7 protein-coding genes are annotated in these 5,919 nt (G+C 63.2%); 5 read left to right on the forward strand and 2 right to left on the reverse strand.

All coding sequences use genetic code 11. The annotated features are described in order from the left end of the window. The coding region (locus tag BW994_RS18420) for a Tn3 family transposase (RefSeq protein ID WP_139334228.1) at positions 1 to 301 on the forward strand (301 nt) is incomplete at its 5' end. Positions 302 to 609: 308 nt separating this feature from the next. On the opposite strand, the gene BW994_RS18430 is transcribed toward BW994_RS18420, so the two are convergent. Continuing rightward, positions 610 to 1,881, reverse strand: coding sequence for a D-alanyl-D-alanine carboxypeptidase family protein (locus BW994_RS18430; RefSeq protein WP_081849240.1), 1,272 nt, complete (start codon positions 1,879 to 1,881; stop codon positions 610 to 612). A 152-nt stretch (positions 1,882 to 2,033) separates the two neighbouring features. Between BW994_RS18430 and lepB the strand changes: the two genes are divergently transcribed. The 3 genes from lepB to era are packed head-to-tail and all read left to right on the forward strand — an operon-like array spanning position 2,034 to position 4,341. Then, a complete protein-coding gene (gene lepB, locus BW994_RS18435) occupies positions 2,034 to 2,792 on the forward strand; it encodes a signal peptidase I (protein WP_029314227.1) in 759 nt (252 codons plus the stop codon). Next, positions 2,789 to 3,457, forward strand: a complete 669-nt coding sequence (gene rnc, locus BW994_RS18440) for a ribonuclease III (protein WP_029314226.1) — start codon at positions 2,789 to 2,791, stop codon at positions 3,455 to 3,457. The genes lepB and rnc overlap by 4 nt, the downstream gene beginning before the upstream one ends. Beyond that, positions 3,454 to 4,341, forward strand: coding sequence for a GTPase Era (gene era / locus BW994_RS18445; protein ID WP_029314224.1), 888 nt, complete (start codon positions 3,454 to 3,456; stop codon positions 4,339 to 4,341). Before rnc ends, era begins: the two co-directional genes overlap by 4 nt. Here the strand turns inward: era and BW994_RS18450 are convergent. After that, positions 4,338 to 5,456 carry an acyl-CoA dehydrogenase family protein gene (locus BW994_RS18450; RefSeq protein WP_029314222.1) on the reverse strand — a complete coding sequence of 373 codons (1,119 nt, stop codon included), beginning with the start codon at positions 5,454 to 5,456 and terminating at the stop codon, positions 4,338 to 4,340. The two genes, era and BW994_RS18450, sit on opposite strands and share 4 nt — an antisense overlap. Positions 5,457 to 5,670: 214 nt before the next feature. Between BW994_RS18450 and BW994_RS18455 the strand changes: the two genes are divergently transcribed. Beyond that, positions 5,671 to 5,919, forward strand: a 249-nt coding sequence (locus BW994_RS18455; RefSeq protein WP_175612145.1) for a transposase, incomplete at its 3' end; no start/stop codon positions are given.

A 5,919-nucleotide genomic window follows, 5' to 3' on the forward strand; every position in this document is an offset into this window, starting at 1 on the left:
TCATCACGGCGAACGCGGTGAAATCAGGAGTCCGCTCCAGCAGGGACAGGAGGAGCAACTCGGCGCCCTTGGCCTCGCTCTCAATGCCGTCGTGCATTGGAACGCCATCTATATGCAGGAGGCCATCCGCCAGGTTGGGTCGGACGGCATGGACGCCAGCAGCAACGACATCGCCCACCTATCCCCGCTGATCTGGCGCCATCTCAACTTCCTCGGGCGATACGACTTCTCGCTGCCCGACACCGTTATGAATGGCGGCCTCAGGCCGCTCAGGAACCCTACTTCCGCATGGGACTTTTGAGTAGTCTTATGCCGGTTTTCTGTTCCACTCAGCCGCACAGGCCTCTTAAGGAACCTCTGAACAGCGCAATTTTTCCGTTTCGTTCGTTGGTATGACCGATGACAGGCGCGTAGCGGCTGTGTTGGGCGGCCTGATGTCCGAAATTCGTGGCGATTTTCGGCTTTTGGAGGCTTCCAGACAAGGTCTAGGGGCAGAGGAGCGAAAAGTTCCAGCGATGCTCTTCACCGCCGGAATGGCTCTGGAGGGAGAGCCCCTGGCCTTGCTTGCTTCAGGCACCTCACCCACCAGCGGTTGACCGGGCGGTGTGGTCAGAATGCGTGTTTTATGCTGCGCATCATGCGGGTCATCAGGCCGGCTGGTTGGTCGGCGGTGGTTGCCACGGCGGGTACGGTGGCGAGGGTTTTGCCATCGGCGCTGATGGTGATTGTGCCCACGATTGTGCCGGGTTTGACGCCGGCTGCGGGTGGGGCGTCGTAGGTGACCGTGGTTTTCAGTGATTTTGCCGCCTGGGTCGGGATGGTCATGACCACGTCATGGGCGGCGGCGACGGGGACTGTGGTGGTCTGGTAGCCGGGCGCCGGCATGGTGCCGATTGTGGTGCCGGCTTTGGCGATCGTGGCATCGGTATAGAATTGGTAGCCGTAGTCGAGCAGGGCCTCGATATCGTGGGTGCTGGCGGTCCAGTTGGGGCCGCCGAGCACGACGGCGATCAGCCTGGTGCCGTTGCGCACGGCCGTGGCGTCAATGCAGTGGCCGGCTTCGTTGGTGCGGCCGGTTTTCAGACCATCGACCGTGGCATCGTGAAACAGCACCGGGTTCCAACTCGGCTGGGTGATCTTGTTGAAGGTGAAGTGCTTTTTCACCGAGATTTTCAGATATTGCGGGAATTGCGTGACGATGGCGCGCGACAGGGTTGCGACATCCATGGCGGTGGTGCGGAGCGCGGGGTCGGGCAGGCCATCGACGTTGACGTAGTGGGTGCCGGTGAGGTGAAGCAGCTTGGCCTGGTGGTTCATCAGCCCGACGAAGGCGGCACGGTTGCCGGCGACCGCCTGGGCGAGGGCGACCGCCGCGTCGTTACCGGAATCGATGATCAGGCCGTGCAACAGTTGATCGACCGTGACGGTCATGCCCGGCGAGATGAACATGCGCGAGCCGCCGGTGTGCCAGGCGGCGTCGCTGACCGGCACGGTCTGGTCCATTTTGAGCGTGCCGTGGGCGATCGCCTGGTAGGTGACATAGGCGGTCATCAGCTTGGTCAGGCTGGCGGGCGGCCATTCGATGCCGGAGGCTTTTTCGGCGAGGATGGCGCCGGTTTTGGCATCCATCAGCACATAGGCCGCCTGATCGGCGAGCACGGGCGGTGCTGCCATGCCGGGCACGGCGAGCGGGGCGGTGGGTGGCGGCCCGGCCGGAACGGCAGGCACTGCGGCGGCCTTGGCCTTGTGCTGTGCTGGTTTGCCGTGGTGATGCACCACGGCGGCTCCGGCAGGCAGTGTGAAGGGGGGCAGCGTGAAAGCGGGCAGCGTGAGGGCGACGAGGGCGATGGTGCTGAGCGGCGATGCGGTGTGGCGCGTCATGTCATGGTCCAGGCGGTTGGGGTGGCACTGTCCTACAATCCTCCGGCGTGTCGGCGCAAATCACGCAGCCGTGGTGAGGGACGGCGGGCCGCTTCCTTGACTTCCCCGCCCCCGCACGGTTGAAGCGGCGGTTGAACAGGAACTGATCGAACATGGCGCAACAGGCTCAAACTACCGGCAGCGTGGTCAAGGAATGGATCGTCACGCTGATCTATGTCGTCGTGATCGCGGTGGTGATCCGCTCCTTTCTGTTCGAGCCGTTCTTCATCCCCTCCGGCAGTCTGACGCCGACGCTGTTGCCGGGCGATTTCGTGCTGGTGACCAAGTATAACTATGGCTATTCGCGCTGGTCGTTTCCGTTCGGCGAGCCTGATTTCAAGGGGCGGATCTTCGGCTCGCTGCCCAAGCAGGGGCAGATTGCAGTGTTTGCGCTGCCGAGTGATCCCAGCATCGATTACATCAAGCGCGTGATCGGCGAGCCGGGCAGCACGGTGCAGGTAACGGACGGGCAGTTGATTCTGAACGGCAAGCAGGTGCCGCGCACGCCGGCGGGCACGTACGTGGAAACCCCGATCGACGATGGGCAGGGCGTGCCGATCACGGTGAAGCTCTATCACGAGACATTGCCGGACGGGGTTACCCATTTGATCGCCAAGGCGACCGATCAGGGGTTTGCCAATAATACGCAGGTCTATCATGTGCCGCCGGATCATTTGTTCATGATGGGCGACAATCGGGATTTCAGCGAGGATTCGCGGTTTCTCGATGCGGTCGGCTATATTCCGCTCGATAATTTCGTGGGGCGGGCGCGTATCATCTGGTTCTCGATCCGGCTCGATCATCCGTGGTGGGAGTTCTGGTACTGGCCGGTGGATGTGCGGTGGGACCGGCTGTTCACGGTCATTAAATGAGTACGAAGGCCGAGGCGCTGCTCGGCCATGAATTCACCCGCAAGCATCTGCTGGCCGAGGCTCTGACGCATCGTTCGGCGGTGGGGCAGGGTGGCATGGCCTCCAACGAGCGGCTGGAGTTCATCGGTGATCGGGTGCTCGGGCTGCTGGTGGCGGAGTGGCTGATCGAGCGCTATCCGAACGAGCGGGAAGGCGGGCTGGGACCGCGGCTGGCGCATCTGGTCTCGCGGCCTTCGCTGGCTTCGATTGCCGAGGCGATCGGGCTGGCCGAACTGCTGGCGGTATCGCCGGGGGAATCGCGGCGCGGTGTGCGCAACAGGTCCACCGTGCTGGCCGATGCGCTCGAAGCGCTGATTGGCGCGCTTTATAGCGATGGCGGGTTGGAGCCGGCGCGCGGCTTTATTCGCCGGGCGTTTGCGGCGCGGATCGACGCGCAGGATGGCGCACCGCCGAAGGACCCGAAAACCGCGTTGCAGGAATTCGCCCTGGCGCGTGGCCCGGTGTTGCCGGTTTATGATATGATCGGTCGATCCGGTCCGGCGCATGCGCCGAAGTTTCACATCCGGGTGACCATCGGGCCGGCGTCTGCCGATGGTGAGGGCGGCACCAAGCGCGAGGCCGAACAGATCGCTGCGCGCATTTTATTGGATCGGCTGACATCATGACCACTCGCTGCGGCTATGTCGCGCTGCTCGGCCGGCCCAACGCCGGTAAATCGACGATGCTCAACCAGGCGGTGGGGGCGAAAGTGTCGATCGTGACGCCGAAAGCCCAGACCACGCGGTTTCGGGTATCGGGCATCGTGATGCGCGGGGAGGCGCAAATCGTGCTGATCGACACGCCCGGCCTGTTTGCGCCCAAGCGCCGGCTCGACCGGGCGATGGTGGCGGCGGCGTGGGATTCGGTCGCCGGCGCCGATCTGGCGTGCATGCTGGTCGATGCGTTTCGTGCCAAGCCCGATGATCTGGCCGAGCCGCTCGAGGCGCTGGCACGCACCGGGCGGAGGCGCTGGCTGATCCTGAACAAGATCGATCTGCTGCCGCGCGAGAAATTGCTGCCGCTGGCGGACACTCTGGCGAAGGCCGGCAGTTTCGCCGAGGTGTTCATGGTCAGCGCGCTCAAGCGCGACGGGATCGACCGGTTGCTCGATGCGATGGGTGATGCGATGCCGGAAGGGCCGCATCTGTACCCCGAGGATGAAATGACCGACCAGACCGACCGGATGCTGGCGGCCGAGTTGGTGCGCGAACAGATTTTCATGCAGCTGCGCGAGGAAATTCCGTACGGCGCCTCGGTCGAGACCGAGAGTTTCAAGGATCTGGCGGATGGCTCGGCGCGGATCGAGGTGACGGTTTATGTCGCGCGGATTGCCCACAAGAAGATCATGCTGGGCGAGGGCGGGGCGCAGATCAAATCGATCGGCAGCAAGGCCCGCAGCCAGCTCGAGCGGCTGCTCGAGCGGCGGGTGCATCTGTTCCTCAACGTCAAGGACCGGCCCGGTTGGGATGAGGAATCGGCACGGCTGCGGGCGCTGGGGCTGGAGGGTTAGGCCGCCAGCCGCCGCAAATGGTAGTCGGCGTCGCCGAACTGCATCTCGATCATGGTCAGGCGCTTGAATAGATGACCGGCCTTGTATTCCATGGTGACGCCGATGCCGCCGTGCAGCTGAACCGATTGCTGGCCGACGAATTTGGCGGCCTTGCCGACCGCGGACTTCGCCATTGCCATGGCCTCGCCACGGGTTTTCTCATCGCTGTCGGCGGCGGACATTGCAGCGAAAATCGCCATGCTGCGCGCCTGTTCGAGGGCGACATACATATCGACCGCGCGGTGTTGCAGCGCCTGGAAGGCGGAAATCGCGACGCCGAACTGTTTGCGGGTTTTCATGTAATCGACCGTCATGGTGATCAGCGCGTCCATCGCGCCGACCGCTTCGGCGCAGATGGCGGCGATCGCTTCATCGGCCGCGCGTTCGAGCACGGCGAGATCGCCGACCTGGTGGGATGCGGGGACGCGCACATTGGCGAGCGAGATTTCTGCCCCGTGCAGCGCGTCCTGCATGGCGTAGCCACGGCGCGAGACACCCGCCGATTTCGCATCGATCAGGAACAGGCCGATGCCGTCGCGGTCGCGCGTGCCGCCTGAGATGCGCGCGCTGACGATCAGGTGATCGGCCGAATCGCCGCCGATCACCACGGTTTTATCGCCCTCGATCACGAAATCATCACCGTCGCGCCGTGCGGTGGTGGTGACGTCGTTGAGGTCGTAGCGCGAATGGCGTTCGGTATGGGCAACCGCGATCATCGCTTCGCCCGCGATGAGATGCGGGATGATCGCGTCCTTCACCGCATCGCTCGCGCCGTGCCTCAGGATGGCGCCGGCGAACACCGCATTCGGCATATAGGGCTCCAGCGCGGCGGCTTTGCCGATTTCCTCCATGATGATCATGGTTTCGACCGGACCGCCACCGAAGCCGCCATGCGCTTCATCGAACGGCAGGGCGAGCAAGCCGGCCTCGGCGTATTCGGCCCACACCGCGCGGTCGAACCCTTCGGGTTGTTTAGCGTAGGCCTTGCGCTTTTCGAAATCGGCGTAGCGGTTGGCGAAGAGTTTGCTGACGCTGTCGCGGAGGAGGCGTTGCTCGTCGGTGAAGTCGAAGTCCATGGCGGCGGTTCCTTAGGAGCGAAGAAAAAGACTTCTTTTTTGGAAAAAAGAAGCAAAAAACTTTTTGACTCTGGGCCTCAGTCGGTGGCGCAGTTCGTGCGCCACCCAAACAAACTAGCCCGCATTATGCATGAAGGTCGGCGAGCATAGCGTAAACCGTTGATTCGTTGTAAGTATTTGTTGTTGAGACAAAACTTCACCACGACGGAACACCATGCTCGCCTCGGTTGCAAATACTCCAATTCTCCCTGGTCTGTCACCTGTCGCCGGCAAGTCGATCGAGGCCCGGTTCGACGGCGATCTGCTCTCCTCCGACGGGGGGTTGCTGGGGTTACGCGCCATCGAGCAACGGCTCGGCATCGCAAGTCGTTTGGCCGCATGCATCGATGATCCTCGTGCGCCTGGGCGTGTGATCCATGGGCTCGACGAAATCATCCGGTTTCGCATGCTGATGATCGCGGCC

Source organism: Acidiphilium rubrum, from assembly GCF_900156265.1.
Taxonomy (GTDB): Bacteria; Pseudomonadota; Alphaproteobacteria; order Acetobacterales; family Acetobacteraceae; genus Acidiphilium; species Acidiphilium rubrum.